Annotated in this window: 1 protein-coding gene; it reads right to left on the reverse strand. The window is 66.3% G+C overall.

Translation table 11 applies throughout. From position 1 onward, the window contains the following. Positions 1-1,530, reverse strand: a 1,530-nt coding sequence (locus ACWCPQ_RS35005) for a condensation domain-containing protein (RefSeq protein ID WP_449907464.1), incomplete at both ends; no start/stop codon positions are given.

Raw genomic sequence — 1,530 nt, forward strand, 5'->3', positions numbered from 1 at the left:
CGCGATCAAATGCCGCGCCAACCGGTTCACCCGACCCGCGAACTCACCATAGGACAGACTCGTCCCCTCGAACGAGACAGCCACCCGATCCGGATGAGCCGCCGCAGCAGCATTGAACCCGTCCAACAGCAACCCGGCCGGAAGCGCATGCTCGGTCGCATTGTGTTCGGCGAGCACCTGCGTACGCTCGGCCGGCGCCAGGATCTCCAGATCACCGACAGCGGTCTCCGGCGCGACCACGATCTCACGCAACAACCGCGCGAACCGATCCGCGAATCCCTGAACAGTCGCCTCGTCGAACAACGCGGTCGCATAGGTCAGATAACCCGAAACACCCTGCGGCACACCCGATTCGTCATAAGTGTCACCCAGGATCAGATTCAGATCGAACTGCGAGATCGCGGAATCGAACTCCACCCCCGACACCGTCAGACCCGGCAGTTCCAGTACAGAAGCAGCCAGGTTCTGGAAAGTCAGCCCCACCTGGAACAGCGGATGCCGCGCCTGCGAACGCGCCGGGTTCAACACCTCGACCAGGCGTTCGAACGGCACATCCGCATGCGCGAACGCCGCGATATCGATCTCCCGCTGCCGCGCCAGCAGATCCGCGAACGACTCCCCACGATCGAGTTCGGTCCGGAACACCAACGTGTTCACGAACATACCGATCAGATCATCGAGCGCAGCCTCACCACGACCCGCCACCGGCGTACCGACGGTGATGTCGTCGGTACCCGAAAGACGCGACAACAGCACTGTCAGCGCTGAATGGACGACCATGAACAAGGTCGCGTTCCGCTGCTGGGCGAGCCGCACCAGGCCGGCATGGGTTCCGGCGTCGACGGAGACCCGCACTCGGCTGCCGGCGAAGGACTGTACGGCCGGTCGCGGCCGATCCGTCGGCAGATCCAGCTGATCGGGTACACCGGCCAGCGCCGACTTCCAGTAACCGACCTGTTTCGCCGCCGGCGATTCCGGATCGGACTCGTCACCGAGCACGGCCCGCTGCCAGATGCTGTAGTCGGCGTACTGCACCGGCAACGGCGCCCAGCCCGGCGCCTCCCCGGTGGTTCGCGCCGCATAAGCGGTCATCAGGTCCCGGGTCAGCGGCCCGACCGAGGAACCGTCACCGGCGATGTGATGGATCACCATCGCCAGCACGAACTCACCGGCCGCGCTGTCGGTATCCGGCGCGCCGCCGGTGTCGGCCGTACCGTCTATCCGGAAGAGTGCCACCCGCAGCGGCACCTCGACCGTCACATCGAAACCGGCCGACGCCAGCTCTCCCACCGCCGCCACGACATCTCCGGCAGCCACCGACCGCACCCGCAGGCCCGGGACGGCTGCTCCGACGGGCAGCACCACCTGTACCGGACCATCCACGGTCTCCGGGTACACCGTCCGCAGCACCTCGTGCCGCGCCACCACATCCGCCACCGCCGCCCGCAACGCGGCCACATCCAGCACCCCCGACAACCGGATAGCCATCGGCAAGTTATACGCAGCCGACCCGGAATCGAACCGGTTCAG

The sequence above is a fragment of the Nocardia sp. NPDC001965 genome, from assembly GCF_053594175.1.